This window comes from Brasilonema bromeliae SPC951 (assembly GCF_012912135.1).
GTDB lineage: Bacteria > Cyanobacteriota > Cyanobacteriia > Cyanobacteriales > Nostocaceae > Brasilonema > Brasilonema bromeliae.
Genome location: NZ_QMEB01000025.1, coordinates 23,068 through 39,823, shown reverse-complemented (window position 1 = coordinate 39,823; position 16,756 = coordinate 23,068). Strand labels below are relative to the sequence as shown.

General features: G+C 43.4%; 13 protein-coding genes and 1 riboswitch. Of the genes, 4 read left to right on the top strand and 9 right to left on the bottom strand.

The features are described from left to right. The first annotated feature begins 289 nt into the window (after positions 1 to 289). A riboswitch (cyclic di-AMP (ydaO/yuaA leader) is annotated at positions 290 to 502 on the top strand. Between the two features lie 161 nt (positions 503 to 663). The 3 genes from DP116_RS05435 to DP116_RS05425 all read left to right on the top strand — a co-directional run bounded on the left by DP116_RS05435 (position 664) and on the right by DP116_RS05425 (position 2,863). Then, complete coding sequence (locus tag DP116_RS05435) at positions 664 to 1,941, top strand: glycosyltransferase family 4 protein (protein WP_169154204.1); 1,278 nt, start codon at positions 664 to 666, stop codon at positions 1,939 to 1,941. A 254-nt stretch (positions 1,942 to 2,195) separates the two neighbouring features. After that, entirely contained in the window at positions 2,196 to 2,417 is a 222-nt protein-coding gene (locus tag DP116_RS05430) for a hypothetical protein (RefSeq protein ID WP_169154203.1), read from the top strand. A gap of 257 nt (positions 2,418 to 2,674) precedes the next feature. Further along, entirely contained in the window at positions 2,675 to 2,863 is a 189-nt protein-coding gene (locus DP116_RS05425) for a hypothetical protein (RefSeq protein ID WP_211173087.1), read from the top strand. Here the strand turns inward: DP116_RS05425 and DP116_RS05420 are convergent. The 7 genes from DP116_RS05420 to DP116_RS05390 all read right to left on the bottom strand — a co-directional run bounded on the left by DP116_RS05420 (position 2,860) and on the right by DP116_RS05390 (position 13,083). Then, a complete protein-coding gene (locus DP116_RS05420) occupies positions 2,860 to 3,699 on the bottom strand; it encodes a TdeIII family type II restriction endonuclease (protein WP_169154201.1) in 840 nt (279 codons plus the stop codon). The two genes, DP116_RS05425 and DP116_RS05420, sit on opposite strands and share 4 nt — an antisense overlap. A gap of 14 nt (positions 3,700 to 3,713) precedes the next feature. Continuing rightward, positions 3,714 to 5,081, bottom strand: a complete 1,368-nt coding sequence (locus DP116_RS05415; RefSeq protein ID WP_169154200.1) for a DNA cytosine methyltransferase — start codon at positions 5,079 to 5,081, stop codon at positions 3,714 to 3,716. A gap of 21 nt (positions 5,082 to 5,102) precedes the next feature. Then, complete coding sequence (locus tag DP116_RS05410) at positions 5,103 to 5,678, bottom strand: Uma2 family endonuclease (protein WP_169154199.1); 576 nt, start codon at positions 5,676 to 5,678, stop codon at positions 5,103 to 5,105. 100 nt (positions 5,679 to 5,778) lie between these two features. Continuing rightward, a complete protein-coding gene (locus DP116_RS05405) occupies positions 5,779 to 9,768 on the bottom strand; it encodes a magnesium chelatase subunit H (RefSeq protein WP_169154198.1) in 3,990 nt (1,329 codons plus the stop codon). Between the two features lie 524 nt (positions 9,769 to 10,292). Further along, on the bottom strand, positions 10,293 to 10,901 hold the full coding sequence (locus DP116_RS05400) for a LysE/ArgO family amino acid transporter (RefSeq protein ID WP_169154197.1): 609 nt from the start codon (positions 10,899 to 10,901) through the stop codon (positions 10,293 to 10,295). Positions 10,902 to 10,951: 50 nt separating this feature from the next. Beyond that, positions 10,952 to 11,656 carry a B3/B4 domain-containing protein gene (locus DP116_RS05395; RefSeq protein ID WP_169154196.1) on the bottom strand — a complete coding sequence of 235 codons (705 nt, stop codon included), beginning with the start codon at positions 11,654 to 11,656 and terminating at the stop codon, positions 10,952 to 10,954. Positions 11,657 to 12,144: 488 nt separating this feature from the next. Continuing rightward, positions 12,145 to 13,083, bottom strand: a complete 939-nt coding sequence (locus DP116_RS05390) for a fatty acid desaturase family protein (protein ID WP_169154195.1) — start codon at positions 13,081 to 13,083, stop codon at positions 12,145 to 12,147. Between the two features lie 954 nt (positions 13,084 to 14,037). On the opposite strand from DP116_RS05390, the gene DP116_RS05380 reads away from it, so the two are divergent. Further along, on the top strand, positions 14,038 to 15,444 hold the full coding sequence (locus DP116_RS05380) for a glycosyltransferase family protein (RefSeq protein ID WP_169154194.1): 1,407 nt from the start codon (positions 14,038 to 14,040) through the stop codon (positions 15,442 to 15,444). Here the strand turns inward: DP116_RS05380 and DP116_RS05375 are convergent. Both DP116_RS05375 and DP116_RS05370 read right to left on the bottom strand, forming a co-directional pair. Then, positions 15,404 to 16,126, bottom strand: coding sequence for a dienelactone hydrolase family protein (locus DP116_RS05375; protein WP_169154193.1), 723 nt, complete (start codon positions 16,124 to 16,126; stop codon positions 15,404 to 15,406). The genes DP116_RS05380 and DP116_RS05375 overlap by 41 nt on opposite strands. Before the next feature lie 200 nt (positions 16,127 to 16,326). Next, the gene (locus DP116_RS05370; RefSeq protein WP_169154192.1) at positions 16,327 to 16,731 is read right to left on the bottom strand and encodes an ArsR/SmtB family transcription factor; all 405 of its coding nucleotides are present in this window, start codon (positions 16,729 to 16,731) and stop codon (positions 16,327 to 16,329) included. Between the last annotated feature and the right edge of the window lie 25 nt (positions 16,732 to 16,756).

Sequence of the window (16,756 nt, the reverse complement as noted above, 5' to 3'; positions counted from 1 at the left end):
GGTTTAATATTTCTTTTTATTCTCTGTAAAAGATATAATCAACATAACGTTTACACCAAGAACGCAATATTACGCTAAAAACGCAATATCTACCTAATCTTTTCACATGGCGATACTGCCAGATAATCCTGTTATGTGTGTGTATAACTTGCAATGGAACATCATTAGAGCGCATTATTGCTTGTAGATAGCATAAATCACTCTAAAAAGAGGTTGACTTAAGTCACGCTTACAGGTAAAATTCTTAACAAATCTACATTAGTCTGCCTAATCTAGGGTTTACCCAAAACATTTTGTTACACCGGGGTAAGCCTGGAGCGGAGGAACCAAGTTTGGGGCTAATCTCAGTAGAAGAGCGAAGAATGAAAAATGAAGAATGAAAAAAGACAAAATTACTCCGGTTTTTTCTCCTGTCTTTTTTTTTCTTTCTTCTGTTCTGTGAGAGGGACATCTCTCAGTTCTAGCCCGTCAGCTAACTTCGTCGGCATTGAGAGGAGACTGAACGAGTCGCATTCTTAACAAGTAATGCATTGTTCTCGTCAGTGTCCTTGGCTGGTATCTGTGCGCTTCGTTGTACCTGCCCTTGACCATGAGAAAGGACTATATAACTTTTTCTTCCGGTCTGGTGAGGCAGGAGTCATTGCCATATGGTGAAGTAAAACTATGTTACCGACCAAAAAACATCGCATAGCTCTGATTTCTGTTGATGGAGATCCTGCTGCAGAAATCGGACAGGAAGAGGCTGGGGGACAAAACGTTTATGTGCGTCAAGTCGGTTATGCACTTGCTCAGCAAGGTTGGCAGGTTGATATGTTTACCCGCCAAAGTAGTCCTGAGCAGGCTACGATTGTGCAGCATGGACCATTATGTCGCATTATCCGATTGAAGTCTGGACCTGCTGAATTTATAGGGCGAGATGACTTATTCGAGCATCTGCCAGAATTCATTGCAGAGTTTCAGGCATTCCAGCAAAAGCAAGGATTTCAATACCCTTTGATTCATACTAACTATTGGTTGTCCTCGTGGGTGGGTATGGAACTGAAAAAACAACAACCGTTGATTCAGTTGCATACTTACCACTCTTTAGGAACAGTCAAGTACAGCGCTATTTCTGATATTCCAGCAATTGCTAGCAAGCGAATAGCCGTTGAAAAAGCCTGTCTAGAAAGCGTGGATCGAGTTGTTGCAACTAGTCCTCAAGAACAGGAACATATGCGAAGACTCGTTTCCACTAAAGGGAAAATCGAAGTCATTCCTTGTGGGACTGATGTGGATAGGTTTGGGTTGATTCAAAGGTCTGCAGCACGGCAGGAGTTGGGAATTGCACCTGATGTTAAGATGATTCTCTATGTTGGTCGCTTTGATCGACGCAAGGGAATTGAAACATTAGTACGAGCCGTTGCAAAGTCTAGTTTGCGGGGTCATGCTAACCTACAACTTGTGATTGGAGGTGGCTATCGTCCAGGTCATAGCGATGGGATCGAGCGCGATCGCATCGCCAGCATTGTCGCTGAACTCGGATTGGAAAACTGTACAACCTTTCCAGGTCGCCTAAATGAAGCTGTTCTCCCCTTCTACTATGCAGCCGCAGATGTTTGTGTTGTACCTAGTCACTACGAACCTTTTGGTTTAGTTGCAATTGAAGCAATGGCTAGTCAGACTCCAGTCGTGGCTAGTGATGTTGGGGGGCTGCAATTTACAGTCGTACCAGAAGTGACTGGGTTACTCGTTCCCTCTAAAGATGAAGTCGCTTTTGCTGCTGCTATTGACCGCATTTTGCTCAACCCAGATTGGCGAGATCAATTAGGTGAAGCTGGTAGACAACGAGTAGAGATTGCCTTTAGTTGGCATAGTGTCGCATCCCGCTTGACTCAGCTGTACACACATCTACTAGCTCAAACCATGCCCTCAATAGAGAGCAAAGCTCAAGTTGCAGCTTAATTTCTACGACTTTGATAGTGTTGCGGAACTTTCCGCTTGCAAAGAATCTGTGCGTTGTAGACAAAGCACCGGCTTTTCGTAACGGTGGCGACTGGTGTTACCAAGTGCAAGATGGAAAATACTCAGGACTTAGCACTGAAAACGCAGCATTAATAAAAAGAGCGATTCTGCATCATGCTGCACCAAATGGCACCTAACGTCCACAAACAGTAAAAAACAGGTCACTAAACCTTTTACGTCAGGGAGTTATCAATATGCTGAACATTGGAGATTACGCACGCCATGAAATCACTGGGCAGATAGGTCAAGTTATTGGTTATGGACATCAAATACTGCACGGAGTTTATTTAACCACCTTAAAAGTACGAGCAAGCAACCTTCAGGGAGTTGATAATCAGAAAAGATTTCTTGAGGATGTCTACTCCGCCTGGATCTTAGCAGAGTCAACAGAAGGCAGCGTGGCACTGCAAGCTTAATAAGTTTGGAGACATCAGGATTATGAATAAAGCTAGGGGAAGCCCAGGGCAAACGCATCTAAAGTGTAAGAATCCTTTGATTGCACGGGTTTGGGCGTTTTCTCTCCCAACCTATTTTTGAGCAAAATCCTTACCCAGTAAGCATTTCAGACATCACGTGCGTTTGCCCTGAGGGGAAGCCTAATCAGATTCCCCCGGCTTTATTTGTAGACTTTTCGTGAAATGGTGTGGGGGCATAGCAATGCTGTGCCTCTACCATGTCGTTTGTGCAAATCAGATTTTCCCATCATCACTTTTGGATCAGACACAATCAGTTGTTTAAAGTTTTTTTGCATTGGTTTGGCTGGTTGCTTGCTTCTATGAATGCTACTCTGACTGATGTAGACGCACACTGGTTTGTCGTCAAACATCGCACTGGAGAAGATGAGGGCGATGCCCGCACTTAAAATCCAAAAGCTAAAGCATCAAGCATGTATTTACTTTTTTCCCGTCCTATTTCTAGATAAATGTCCAACAATTCCTCGTAAGCAGTTGCTCCGCCTACAATATTCCAGAATTCATTTCCAATAACGACAGCTTCCTCAAAAGGCATATAATTTAACCCGTATGACCACTTATAATCAGATTTTGTGAAACCGTAAGGATTATAGGGCATAGCATAGTAGGCTTTGACTTGAGGACGGTTTATACCACAGAGTAGGTGAAATCTAAGAAGACGCTGTGTCACCTCTAAGCATTGCCCCTTATTTGGCTTTGGAGCTTTTATTTCAAAGAAGAATTCTGTTCCATCTTTCGCAAGAATATAAAGGTCAGTCCGAACACTCTTTGTTTCTAAATCGTCTGAGCGTCGAGCGTTAAGTACTGCTGTTATCATCTGTTCTAAAGAAGGTTTAGCCTGTCCTCTATGAGCCACAGTTTCGTAATTTTCTTTTTGGCGTTCGGCTTCGGCAAATGCTGCCAGACTTACTTCTGCCCTGATATCATAACCTCGGCGTGCTTGTTGATGATGTTCAAGGGCAATTAAGCGGGCGCATTCTTCAAGAGAATTTCCTAATCTCGTACTCAATCCCCGTTCAAACTGGTTGATACGTATTAATTCTGGTGGAATAAGTGCTGCTTGAAACGGCTTCAATTCTCCATTAGGTGAAAATCGAGATAGGTACTCTGCTGGATTATCGGGTTTTATAATCTCACGTCCTTTATATTCATCTACAAGTCCCTGAATAAACCCCTCTAGATACCCTTTAATTTCTGCACCAGTTTTAGAACTAATAGCTGCCATGTGTAAATTTATTACTATAAAATTATTTTCAGTAAAGCTTTCGCCAAATGGTACACAACAGGAACTGAAACAGCATTACCAAATTGATGCTTTGCAGTTGACTCATTATTAGCAATCTGAAACCCTTCGGGAAAACCTTGCAATCTGGCGTAATCTTGTGCTGTTAGATGCTTGAATTTTTTCTTTGTATAAATTTCTTTAATAAATGTTTGCTTATATGCTTCTGGCTTTTGACATTGTATGGATATTGTTGCCACAAAATCTCTAGTTCCAGTTGCAGTTAAAGTTGCAATAGCATCAGCATGGGGCAAGAAAATTTTAGATATGCCATTAATTCCCGAAGATATTTTAGAATTAACAAACTCGTATCCTTGTCCTTCTACAAAACGCAGAATTTCTTTAAAAACCAAACTATCAACTTCTTGTTGTTGTAAATTGGGAATTAACGTTTCTAATACTTCCCTGCTTAACGGATTACCATCCTTCAGTCCGTACATCTTCTTTCTTCTATTTTTCAGGATAGTTTGACAAATTAACTTTTCCCTTAAAGTTGTATCAATTAAGTCCCAAGAATGAATAGTAGTGTGCCCATCTCGGATGTCAGAGAAAAGGAAGAAATCATTTAATTCATCTATTTTTTGAAATCGGCCTCTTGAAGCGGGGACTTTGCCATCAAATAAAACTTCTGGTGGAAACTTTTTCTTAAGAAAATTAGCCTGTTGTAACCCAGGAATCACATCATACAGCTTAGGCTGTTTGTCTAACGGTTTAGGAAAGGTTAAACCCCAGCAATTTTCTATATCATTTCTAATCCCGACGATAAATATTCTATCTCTATCTTGTGGCAGCCCAAAATCATAGGAATTCAGAACCTTCCAACTACATACATAGCCATATGCTGTCAGATTATTAATTATATATTGCAGGCTTGATCTATTTCTCGGTTCCGTTAAACCTTTGACATTTTCAAAAATAAAGGCTTTTGGTTTATTAGCCTTTACTACTCTAAAAACATCAATCCATAACTTACCTCTTGGGTCATCTAAACCTTGTAATTTTCCAGCAATAGACCAAGGTTGACAGGGAACCCCTCCAACCAATATATCTATTTGAAAAGGGAGTATATTGAGCTTGGTAATATCTCCTAAATAGGCTTCGTCTGAGTTGGAATTCAGAAAATTATTTTGATAAACTTTAATAGCTTCTTTGTCAATTTCTGAGTAGCCTAAACATTGTCCTCCTAACTCTTCCAGAGGAATTCTAAATCCACCTATACCAGCGAATAAGTCTACAAATGTAAATTTATAATGACAACTTCTAGTATTTCTTGGTTGAAATAATTGAAATAATTCTAGTTGTTGAGCATAAACATCTGTTTCCATTTGCTTTACAAACGCCCCAATTTACCAAATCGCCTCAAGATTTAACACAAACCCAGGTAGCACATCTTCCCCTGACAAATTAACAGGAGATTCCAAAACTTCAACCTCTTGACCAATTCGATAAATCTCTACTTGCCGAGACTTACGATTAATTAACCAACCCAAACGAGCACCATTCTCTTGGTATTCTTTCATCTTCTGTTGAGTCACTTTCAAACTATCACTTGGCGAAAGTAATTCAACTACAAAATCAGGACAAAGTGGCAGAAATCTGGTTTGTTGTTCTTGAGTCAGTGTATTCCAGCGTTCCAGTTTCACCCAAGCAGCGTCAGGGGAACGATCCGCACCGTTAGGGAGTTTAAAACCACCAGAGGAATCAAAAACTTTACCTAGTTTATCTTGCTCATTCCATAGCCAAAGTTGAGCAGTTAATCCTGCGTTGCTGTTGCTCGTTTCTCCCCCTGTGGGCGGCATGATAATTAATTCTCCAGTAGCAGTGCGTTCAAACCTCAAATCGCGGTTTGCCTGACATAGCTGGAAAAATTGCTCATCTGTCAGTTCAATCACGGGATTGAGATTAACTGTTAGGGCATCCATAGGGGGATTTAAGATTGAGGATTATATATCTATTTTTACCGATTCTATTGTAGAGACGTTGCATGCAACGTCTCTACATTTCGCTTTACACGGTTATAACCTACTCAATTCCCTCAATCCGATCTTCAACCTCCTGATACAACTCGCGCAGCAATTCCAAATTGCTCTCGCTTGTCTCCCAATAGCCGCGACCATTAACTTCCAACAAGGTGGAAACAACTTTGCGGAAAGAATGAGGATTAAGGTTCAGCAAGCGGTTCCGCATTGCTTCATCTTTGATGAAGGTTTCATTGGTGTCCTCATAAACCCAGTTATCCACAGCACCAGCGGTTGCACTCCAACCCATCGTATTTACCAAGCGCTTGGAAAGTTCGCGCACACCTTCATAACCGTGAGACAGCATTCCTTCGTACCATTTGGGATTTAACAATTTGGTACGGGCATCTAAACGCACGGTTTCTGATAAGCTACGGACTTGAGCATTAGCTGTGGTGGTGTCTGCAATGTAGGATGCTGGTGTTTTGCCATCACCCCGCAAGCTGGCGACTACTTTGGTAGGATCAGAATCGAAGTAATGGGAAACATCCGTCAAACTAATTTCGGATGAATCGAGATTTTGGAAAGTGACCTCAGCAGTTTTCAGGGTTTTCTCAAAAATCTTTCTTGATTCTGCCATCGTACCAGGGTTATCGGCACTGAAAGCGAAGGATTTGCGGTTGAGGTACATTTCTTGCAACTCGGCTTCGCTTTCCCAAGTGCTGTTTTCTACCGCCAAGTTGATATTGGACGAGTAGGAACCAGAAGCATTGGAGAAGATGCGAGTTGCTGCTTGGCGCAGGTTGATCCCCATTTCCTCTGCTTGTTCAAGGGCATGTTTGCGGACGTAGTTCATTGATGATGGTTCATCTGCTTCCGCCGCCATTTTCACCGCTTGATCCAGCAGATTCATTTGGTTGATGAACAAGTCGCGGAAAACACCAGAACAGTTGACAACGACATCAATGCGGGGGCGTTCCAACTCTTCTAAAGGTATCAATTCTAACTTGTTGACTCGTCCCAATGCATCGGGAACCGGACGCACTCCAACCATCCACATGATTTGTGCCAGTGATTCCCCGTAGGTTTTGATGTTATCGGTTCCCCATAGCACACAAGCAATGGTTTCGGGATACTGACCGCCGTTTTCTGCCATCTGACGCGCCAAGAGCCGATCTACAACGATTTTCGCCGATTGTACAGCAGCCGTTGTGGGGATAGATTGGGGGTCGAGGGCGTGGATATTTTTACCCGTGGGCAAGACATCCGGGTTACGAATGGGATCGCCACCAGGACCAGGGAGGATGTACTCGCCTGCTAAGCCTTTGAGTAATGCGCCCAATTCATTATCAGCGCAGACTTGCTGCAAGCAGAATTCTAGATACTCAAACACTGGTTTGAGTGCTGTAACATCTACCTTGGTGTAACCTGCTTTATGCAGTGCTTCTACCCAAGGTTCTTTTTTGCCCATGTTGAAGAAGTTGAGCTTGGAAACGAGGGAAACTCGTCCTTCTGCGTCGGTTTGCTCTTTAACAAGGGCGGAAACTGCCGCGCGCGTTGCCATTGTGATGTCTTGCAGCAGCTGGACATCATCTAAAATGCCTTTGTCGCTGTTTTGGTAGACTTCATCAATGTTACGCCCTATGCTGTTGGCGATAATGCGGGGTAGACTTTGAATTTCTTCCTCAGAACGGTCTAAGCTGGCAATGTTGACGAGAGTTGCGATCGCCTCCTCCGCCGAAGGTGGTTTCCCAATCACATGCAATCCACAAGGCAACAATCGCGATTCAATCTCCATCAACTTACGGTAAACCGAACCAACAATATTATCGCGTTCTTCGGCGGTTATATCTTTGGCGTCTTGCTCTGGCAAGGCAATGTCCTTATCCAGATTCACCATCCGGCATTTATCCATAATGGTGTTGACGATGGGAATACCGCGTCCAGTATCTTTCAAGGTTTGGTAAGAAGCAATCAACTCACTGAGTTCCTTCAAACCTTTGTACAATCCAGCATTTTCTGCTGGAGGAGTCAGGTAAGAAATTGTTTCCGCATAGCTGCGACGCTTGGCAATTGTCGCTTCACTGGGGTTATTTGCAGCGTAGTAGTAAAGATTGGGAATTGCGCCAATCAAGTTATCTGGATAACATTCTCCAGACATCCCCATCTGTTTACCTGGCATAAATTCCAAGGAACCGTGAGTTCCAAAATGCAGCACAGCGTCAGCTTGCCAAATTTGTTCCAGATAAGTGTAGTAAGCAGCAAAACCGTGGTGTGGACTTGCAGAACGCGAGAACAACAGCCGCATGGGGTCACCTTCGTAACCAAAGGTGGGCTGAACACCAATGAAGACGTTACCAAATTGCTTACCATAAACGAGCAAGTTTTGTCCATCGCTGTTGAGTTGTCCGGGAGGTGGTCCCCAGTTTTCCTCCAGCCGTTGTGAGTAAGGTGTGAATGCTTCATACTCAGGAACCGACATCCGATAAGCAATGTTGAGTTCGGGGCTGTTGTACTGCGCCTGCGCGTCGTGGATGACTTCTTGCATCAACTCCTTGGCGGACTCAGGCAAGTCTTGCACATCATACCCGTTGTTCTTGAGGGCTTTCATCACCTCGTAAATTGAGCCGAACACATCCAAGTATGCGGCGGTTCCCACGTTACCTTTATCTGGTGGGAAGCTGAAAACGGTGATGGCAACTTTCTTGTTTAACTTCGGCTTACGGCGCAGGTTAGCCCATTTTAGGGCGCGTTGTGCGACTGCTTCGACGCGGTCTTGTAGGGCGATCGCCTTCCCTGTTGTTCCATCCCGTCCTGACAATATTATCGGCTCAATTGCGCCATCTAATTCAGGAATCGCAATTTGCAACGCCACCTGAATTGGATGTAACCCCAAATCGCTATCTTGCCATTCTTCTGTTGTTTGGAAGACCAGAGGTAGCGCTACCATGTAAGGACGGTTCAACCGCTTCAGGGCATCAATTGCCTTAGGATGGTCTTGGCGTGCTGGTCCACCTACTAGGGCAAAACCCGTCAAGGATACAACGGCATCCACTAGGGGTGTTTTGGTAGTCGGTTCGTATAAGTACGCTTCTACAGGTTTGGAGAAGTCTAAACCTCCTGCAAACACTGGAAGAACTCGTGCGCCCATAGCTTCGAGTTCCTGCACTATTGCGACATAATGAGCATCATCACCAGTCACAAGGTGTGTCCGCTGCAACACCAACCCAACACAAGGTGCTAGCGGGTCTTTTAAATCATAGGGGATATCCTTACGGCTGTTGTGCCAGTTGAGGTATTCCTTGACATCTTCAAACATTGTTGGCGCTAGAGGATGCCATATCCCCATATCAGGATAGACAACTGGTGCTTTGTATTGTACGGATGCGAAATTTTTCGTTTCTACATTATTTTTCAAGACGTACTTATCCGCTAGCATCAGCAAGAAGTTTTCTAAGTTGTCTGGAGAACCCCCCAGCCAATACTGAAAGCTAAGCATGAAATTGCGAGCGTCTTGTGCTTTATCTACTGGCAGATACTTGAGGACTTGCGGCAGTGTCCGCAGCAACTTGAGCATTCCATCTTGGAAGCCAGCGCCGGATTTTTCCTTGCGCTTGCGCATGAACTGTGCTATGACACTTTTAGATTGCCCCAATTGTGCCAAAGAGAAGCTGCCCATTTTGTTTAGGCGCATAACTTCGGGCATTGAGGGGAAAACAACGGCAACGTCCAGGCGATCGCGATATGGTGCTACTGCTGCGACTAACTTTTGTGCTAAGTCTTCTATAAAAATCAGCGAGGCAATAAAGATATTGGCACTTGCCATTTCCTTTTTGAACTCCTCGTAGTTTTCTTGGTCTCGGAGTTCTTCAATCAAGTAACCACTGATTTCAATCGCCAGATTGGGATGATTTTGGTTAATTTCCCGAACCGCTTGTGACAATGCACTCTGGTACTGGGACTCTAACACGACATAGACCACCTTAATTAAATGACGCCCCCGCAGATTATCAGGCGCAATATGTCTAATGGTGGACTTGACGTGAGTGAACATGCTTCCTCGGCTCCTTTGATGCGTGTTCTCGTTTTGTAAAGTTATGTCAGGCAAAATTTGCCTAATGATGACTTTGTTTGTTGGGCAATATGAGATTTTTATCAGAAAATGCTTGCCCAGTGGGCATTTTATCGCTCATCTGACACAAAACGATATAAAAAGCGAAATATTTTTTAAAAATTGTTAACTAATAAGTGAGGTATTTACTCAGGTATAAGTTACGTAAATTTTACAAATCTGTCATGAGATACTTTAGTCAAAAAGCCGATAGTTGAACAGAAGCCACTGTAGTTTTAAAGCAGTTAAATCTAAGTTAGTACATATGTATGAAAAACCTAAATGATTGCAAGTATCTTAACGGAATTTGAAAACTTGTTGTATTTTACATGTTTCCAGGCAGACCCTCTTGAAATATCAAGCAAAGAACTCATGTGCATTACTTAAGTCTCCTCGGTTCATTAATACACCCTGGAATCACTGTTTTTTTAGGATACAACGAGTTTGAAAACACGCCCTAGGTGGATTCAGTTAGTAAAGTTGTACACCAAGTAAAGCGCACTCAGCCACATAATGACGGCAGACACGCGGTTAAACATTTTGCGGGTGTGTTTGAATGTTCCCACCAGTCGCCCTACAACTGTTAACGTGAAAAACCATAGCCAGGATACTGAAATACACGTTAGAGTAAAAACGACCTTGTCCAAACCTGTATATGATAGTGAACTGGTACCAATAACGCCGATAGTATCTAATATTGCGTGAGGATTAAGTAGAGATACGGACAAAGTAAACATAATTTTTTGCTTCAGAGACCAGTTTGACGCATTGTTCGATTTCCCATTTGTCTCTTCATCACTTTTCCAGGTGATCCACCCAATATAGCAAAGAAATAACACTCCAGCCACTACTAACACCGTTTTAACCCAAGGCAAAGACAATACGACAACAGATACACCAAGCACAGCTAACAGAATAAGCAACGTATCTGAGAGTGAAGCAACTAAAGCTATTGGCAGTGCGTAAAACAGGCGAGGCTGGGTTGCACCTTGCGTAAAAACAAACACGTTTTGCGGACCAAGTGGTAGTATCAGACCAAAGGCTAAGATTATTCCGTGGATAAATGCACTAATCATAGTTCAATTTTATAGACAAGCAGGTAGAGCTTAAAGAGTGAGTATTTGCCTTAAACTTCAACACTAGGATAGTTGACATTAAGTAGTCCCGAACCAAGTTCAACACCCCCAATTTGACTTAGATGCCGTGATAAAGTTTGTAATGCTTCTTGCATAGAGCAGGTTTGTGGGTGAAAGGCTGTATCTATAAAGAACAGGGCGTGTCGCGTGTCAGCATCAATTGCAGACAATCGCGAATCTCTATGGTTCCATAGATAACATAAAACTTTTTCTTCATCTGCGTATACAATCTGTTTCTCACTAACAGGGATAACTTCTTGTGAGCTAAGAGGTAGAAACACCTCACCATTGTGCCCATATCGTAGATGTATGTCTCCCCTAATTTTTCTCAAATCATACGCTCCTATAGAAAGTAGAGTGAGAACAGATACACAATTGTACAAGTCAACAACACTTGATACTTGCCATAGTCCTTGTCCACCAATGACTCGACGCACCAGCGCCTCTACAGATGAACGAAACTTACTGGGCTTGACGCCGAACTCGTCATGATAAATCTGTCGCCATCCGTTGATGTTTGGGTGTTCCGTGAGGTTTGTTTGGGTAATCCCTAATCTAGTTAAGCGTTCCCATAACTCTGCTTTTAAAGTTTCAACGTATTGATGTTTCTCTTCGACTTTAACTTCAGCAAGGAGGTAAGCGATGATGCTCTCAGGATAACGGTTCAATACCGATTTTGCAACGGTGATTTTCATCAGGTAACTACCTTTGTTCCAACGTAATGGTTTGGACAAGCAGCATAGACTTGCTGTGGTTTTTCAACTATTGCTTTCTTTAACACGACTTAGGCAAGTGTCACACATTGTTCGTTTGTAGTAGGCACCAAGTACGCCTTTTTAAGCGCAAGAGCGCTTACTACGAACCTAAGTCAAGGGCTGACTTTTCACGGGAAGTCCTCAAACCACGAAACAACGTGGCTTTTTCCACAGCCTTATTCTCAATTTATATAGATTAATGAGAATGAGTTACGAAAAAATAAGCGCTTGAGAAACCCTCAAAATGGTATGAATCCACATGCCGTGAAAAGTCAGAGTCAAGGGACTTCCAAATAAAAAAATATCCAATTATTTCTTGTGGAGACAGACGTCTCGTCTGCATCTGAATTAAGGCAGACAAGATGCCCACCTTACAAGATTGGATAATTTATTTCTTGGAAATCCCCAACGTGCCAGTTGCCTAAGTCCTATTTAAGAATCATTTCACCCAAAGTGCTTTTTTGATTAGGGTCACTTGAGTAAAAGTATCCGTAGCAGTGGTGTGCTTGTTGATATTCACTATCCTCTAAGAGAATTTGATGAGCAGGACCAAGATTGTAATGTGGAATAGCTGGAAACAAATGATGTACAAGGTGATAAAAATCGCCATGTGGATACAGGATAAACCGTAAGACTGGATGACAAAAATTATTTCTAGCTAATTCAATTGTGTGCTCTGCACTGTAGAGTCCCCCGTGTTCAGAAATTTCTGAAAGATAGCGCAAAATCTGAAAGGAAGTCAGGAATGGTATCACCCAGAATAGTAAAAAATCATGCCACAGATTGAATGCTGTTAACACTGTGAAGACTGTTATCCAAAATAGTGTGCGTGCGATTCTTTCGCTACGAGGAGTGTCACTTGATAAAACGAACGACTGCAAAGTGCCATATAAATATTTTGGAACGTGGGTCAGACAAAAAACTTTGAGCAAGTGAAAGACCATTTCACGGTATGGTACAGGGAAACGATCTACGTTTAGTGACTGATAACGGATAAGGTCAGGGTCTCGTTCTGGGTTTCCCAACCACTTATGATGATCCATGTGTGATTGCCAGTAAGTAGAGGTAGATGTGCCAACTGGAAACGCACAAAACAATGTTGCAATCCAGTAGTTAAGTCGAGGGTTGGTAAACAACATTTTGTGTGAACTCTCGTGGGTGAGATTATCGAAAGCCCGCATTCTTGACCCAATTAACAAAACTGTTAGTAAGTATGTGCCAATCGATGGATAAATTTTGTAGAGAGCAATAGACAAAGCTATCAGACAGTAATCTCTCAAAAGATAGACGAAGTTTCGCCAGTTATCCGGCTTCTGCATCGGTCTGATATGCTCAAGAATTCGTTGTTCAAATCGTTTGGATTTCATCACAACCATAAAAATACGAGAGTTTGATGAAGTTAATGTCAAGAATTAGTAACAGAATTAGGGCAGCGAGTAGCAAACAAACAAAAATAGGACTTACGCATTAACACAAATGTGATTGTGTCAGTAAAGCCTTACTTGATTTGCAAATTGCGGAAAAGTTGTTAGAAAATCTTTGAGTACTAGGACGCACACCTGCCCTAATTGTGGACATATCCAAGATAGGGAACTGTCTATTTGTAAAGTGCGTAAGTCCTAAAAAAACAAGGGATCATGGAAGCCATTTGAGAATGAGATAACGTTTTTCCGCCCCATCGCGTTGCGTGCAATTTTCAGGGCAGCCTCAACTGCACATTCATTGGGAATGCTATGGCGCAGACTGAATGCTTAATTCAGTCTAGGGCGCGGTGGCGCGTAGCGTCACCAGCACTTTTTTGTAGGCGATCGCATCAATCGAGGAGTAACTTGCACACACCAATTGATAACTAGCAACTTGGGTTAGTACACGTCGGCGGAAATAAAGCTATCATTTCAAACACTCAGATGCTCACTTGGGGAGCCGCCCAAAGGGCGATCGCATTTATCAATTTTGCACCCATGATTTTCATCTCCTCAACACTTGACAATGTAAGCCTTTGAGGAAATGAAACAGCCCTGCTTTATGCAAGTGGAAACAGGTACAATACGGTTCAAATAAGACTAAAATTCTTATCAGCACGGCAATGTAGAGACGTAGCATGGCAAGTCTCTACACAGCATGGCAAGTCTTGACACATCACTAAATCTCACTAAAAATCCTTAACTGAACCGTATTGGGAACAGGTACAAGAACACAGAAAAGGTGCTTGAGTTGTAGCTAAGCGGGTGATTTTACAACATCTGAGAAATCTGTAGGTCAGTGGGAACTAATAACTGCTAAAAATTGACTAATGACTAACGACTCATGACTCATGACTCATGACTGCTGATATTCTGATTCTTTCAAACGCTCCTGGAGAGGTAACAACTTGGGTACCTCCAGTCGTTAGGCAATTACGCCAACAACTAGGAGATGACCGAAATCAAATAAGAATTTCTGTGGTTTTGTCACCTTGTCCAAACTCCAGTGGCAAAGAAGCAGATATTGCGAAATCTTATCCCGAAGTTGACCGAGTGCAAGCAGCAGAACATTTTTGGCAGTTCTTGCTGTGGGGAAAGACATTTGAGAATTGGGATTGGCGCGATCGCGGTGTCGTTGTTTTCCTGGGCGGGGATCAGTTTTTTTCTGTTGTCATCGGCAAAAGGCTAAGGTATCGCACTGTTGTCTACGCTGAATGGGATGCACGTTGGCACAGTATGATTGACCGCTTTGGAGTCATGAAACCTGCAGTAGCTGAGCGTGTTCCTAAAAAATTTGCCCACAAGTTTAGCGTTGTGGGAGATTTGATGCAAGAAGCCCAGGATTTGGAAGCAGGGGAAGCAGAGGGAGCAGAGGGAGCAGGGGGAGAAAGCAATTCAAAATCGCGTAGCGTTGCGAGCGAAGCGACGCAATCTCAAAATTCAAAATTAGGAGTCTCTTCCTCATCCTCCCCACCTCATACTGAACTCATTGGCGTACTTCCTGGTTCAAAGCCGTCAAAGTTGATGCAAGGGGTGCCCTTAACTTTGGCAATTGCGGAATATGTCCATGCAAAAAGACCACAAACCAAGTTTGTCATTCCTGTCGCCCCGACTTTGGATTTACAAGCTTTAGCTAAGTTTGCCGATCCAGAGAAAAACTCTTTTGTTCAAACCTTTGGTTTTAGTGGTGCTTCTTTAATTGTCCCAAAACTCGGCACTCATTCAGAGCGTCCCGAACTGAAAACAGGAACAGGTTTATGTGTCCAACTGTGGACTCAGACGCCAGCATACGACTTATTATCCCAGTGTTGCCTCTGCCTAACGACAGTAGGAGCAAACACTGCTGAACTGGGTGCATTAGCTGTGCCAATGATTGTTTTGCTACCAACACAACAGCTAGATGCGATGAGATCTTGGGATGGTTTACCTGGTTTATTAGCAAATTTGCCAATAGTTGGTTCTGGTTTTGCTAAGGTGATTAATTGGCTAGTACTGAGACGATTGGGTTTGCTAGCATGGCCCAATATTTGGGCGCAAGAAATGGTCGTACCAGAATTAGTCGGAAAGCTTCAATCCCAAGAAGTAGGAGAAATGGTTTTAGATTTTCTTGCTCATCCAGAAAAGTTAGCAGAAATTCGAGCCAAGCTGCGGAGTATCCGAGGTGAACCTGGTGCAGCACAAAAGCTAGCAACTTTAGTAGAGGAAGAATTAGGCAAGCAGGAAGTTAGACGGCTTCCTGTAGATGTTTATGGAAGAACCGTGTAAGTTCGCGCCAAGAGTCTTCAGCTGCTGAACTGTTGTAGGAAGAACGCTCGTCGCAGAAAAAACCGTGGTCGGCATTGCTGTAAACTTTCAATGTGTACTCAATGCCTTGTTCCTCGAACCGGGACTCGATTTGTTTAACGCGTTCGTTAGGAATGAATGGATCGACGCCACCGAAGAAAAAGTATACGGGCACGGTGATATTTGTCACCGCGTCGATCCACTCATCTAGAACCACACCGTAGAAGGCAGCTGCCGCCGCGATTTCGTCCGACAACTTGCAGGCGGTGAGAAAGGTCAAACCGCCGCCCAAGCAGAACCCAGTGACGCCAACTTTACCTGGGTTAACATCTGGTCGCGACTTCACATAAGTTAATGCCGCCCGAATGTCCTCCTCCACGGGCTTACCGAAATCAAGGCGGAACATCATGGCCCTGGCTTGCTCAACCTCATCGTATCCAAACTTGTTGTTCGGCAACTCGCGGTAATACAAGTCTGGTGCGAGAACCACGTAACCTTCGTTAGCAATCCGGGCTGCAACGTCTCGGATGTGCGATGTTAAGCCAAATGCCTCCATCAGAAGGATAACAGCTGGCTTGTGGCCATGCTCAGCAGGTGTACACAAGAAGGCGGGCATCTGTCCCTCGGGCGTGGGAATCATCACCTCTGTCTGTTCGATTTGCATTTTTTCACTCCTGTTTGTTGATTGGATTTTGGACAAAAATCACAAAGTTCGCGTCAAAAATATGCAAACCAAAAATCCGCATGAACGTAGTTTTGTGCCCACTTGAACCTTTTGGCAAGGATGTCAAAATCTACCCCCAATAGTTACACTTTAACAGGTATGCGGAGGGGGCATATCTTGATAACAAGATAAACCAGCACCTAAACACTTGATTCATCTAAGTGTTCCTCTACAGAGCGATACAGGTTAACGATGTGACTGTTAACCAAGCTGTAATACACGTTGCGACCTGATCGGCGATAGTTGACCAAACGCATCGCTTTTAATAATCTCAGTTGATGGCAAACGGCTGATTCCGTCATTTTTGTCACTGCGGCTAAATCGCAAACACACAACTCTTGGTCAGCCAAAGCTGATAGGAGGCGTAAGCGGTTCGGATCTGCCAGCACCCCAAAGATTTCTGCTATCTGCTGTGCTTTGGGAGTTGCCAGGATTTGTGCTTGAGTTGAGCGCACATTATCTAAATGCACCAGATGGGTATTACAGTTTGGCGCATCAGAATTTTGGATCTGGTCTAAGTTTTGCTTTCCCTTGTGCTTGCTCATGGCGTTCCCGTTTTGGCAATGGTTA

What these genes read in the sequence shown, in the direction of transcription:
- DP116_RS05435 (WP_169154204.1), top strand. Translation starts at nt 664, where the DNA reads ATGTTACCGACCAAAAAACATCGCATAGCTCTGATTTCTGTTGATGGA.
- DP116_RS05430 (WP_169154203.1), top strand. Translation starts at nt 2,196, where the DNA reads ATGCTGAACATTGGAGATTACGCACGCCATGAAATCACTGGGCAGATA.
- DP116_RS05425 (WP_211173087.1), top strand. Translation starts at nt 2,675, where the DNA reads ATGTCGTTTGTGCAAATCAGATTTTCCCATCATCACTTTTGGATCAGA.
- DP116_RS05420 (WP_169154201.1), bottom strand. Translation starts at nt 3,699, where the DNA reads ATGGCAGCTATTAGTTCTAAAACTGGTGCAGAAATTAAAGGGTATCTA.
- DP116_RS05415 (WP_169154200.1), bottom strand. Translation starts at nt 5,081, where the DNA reads ATGGAAACAGATGTTTATGCTCAACAACTAGAATTATTTCAATTATTT.
- DP116_RS05410 (WP_169154199.1), bottom strand. Translation starts at nt 5,678, where the DNA reads ATGGATGCCCTAACAGTTAATCTCAATCCCGTGATTGAACTGACAGAT.
- DP116_RS05405 (WP_169154198.1), bottom strand. Translation starts at nt 9,768, where the DNA reads ATGTTCACTCACGTCAAGTCCACCATTAGACATATTGCGCCTGATAAT.
- DP116_RS05400 (WP_169154197.1), bottom strand. Translation starts at nt 10,901, where the DNA reads ATGATTAGTGCATTTATCCACGGAATAATCTTAGCCTTTGGTCTGATA.
- DP116_RS05395 (WP_169154196.1), bottom strand. Translation starts at nt 11,656, where the DNA reads ATGAAAATCACCGTTGCAAAATCGGTATTGAACCGTTATCCTGAGAGC.
- DP116_RS05390 (WP_169154195.1), bottom strand. Translation starts at nt 13,083, where the DNA reads ATGAAATCCAAACGATTTGAACAACGAATTCTTGAGCATATCAGACCG.
- DP116_RS05380 (WP_169154194.1), top strand. Translation starts at nt 14,038, where the DNA reads ATGACTGCTGATATTCTGATTCTTTCAAACGCTCCTGGAGAGGTAACA.
- DP116_RS05375 (WP_169154193.1), bottom strand. Translation starts at nt 16,126, where the DNA reads ATGCAAATCGAACAGACAGAGGTGATGATTCCCACGCCCGAGGGACAG.
- DP116_RS05370 (WP_169154192.1), bottom strand. Translation starts at nt 16,731, where the DNA reads ATGAGCAAGCACAAGGGAAAGCAAAACTTAGACCAGATCCAAAATTCT.